Annotated in this window: 1 rRNA gene; it reads right to left on the bottom strand. The window is 51.6% G+C overall.

Annotated elements, in window-relative coordinates:
- A 23S ribosomal RNA gene (locus ACGTNH_RS21135) occupies positions 1-519 on the bottom strand; the annotation flags it as partial.

Below are 519 nucleotides of genomic sequence, written 5' to 3'. Positions count from 1 at the left end.
GCATACGGTCGTAACTCGCCGGTTCATTCTACAAAAGGCACGCCGTCACCCATCAATGGGCTCCGACTACTTGTAGGCACACGGTTTCAGGTTCTCTTTCACTCCCCTTCCGGGGTGCTTTTCACCTTTCCCTCACGGTACTGGTTCACTATCGGTCACTAGGGAGTATTTAGCCTTGGGAGATGGTCCTCCCGGATTCCGACGGAATTCCTCGTGTTCCGCCGTACTCAGGATCCACTCCGGAGGAAAGAAGATGTCGATTACAGGGCTCTTACCCGCTCTGGCTGATCGTTCCAGATCGATTCATCTATCTTCTTTCTTGGTAACTCCAAAGGAGTGTCCTACAACCCCAGAAAGCAAGCTTTCTGGTTTGGGCTGTTTCCGTTTCGCTCGCCGCTACTTGGGAAATCGCGTTTGCTTTCTCTTCCTCCGGGTACTAAGATGTTTCAGTTCCCCGGGTCTGCCATCGTTACCCTATGAATTCAGATAACGATACGGTTCCATTACGAACCGTGGGTT

Origin of the sequence: Halobacillus sp. B23F22_1 (assembly GCF_043497005.1) — a bacterium.
GTDB lineage: Bacteria > Bacillota > Bacilli > Bacillales > Halobacillaceae > Halobacillus_A.
Note: the sequence above shows the minus strand (reverse complement) of the source record. Positions and strands in the feature narration are given on the sequence as shown.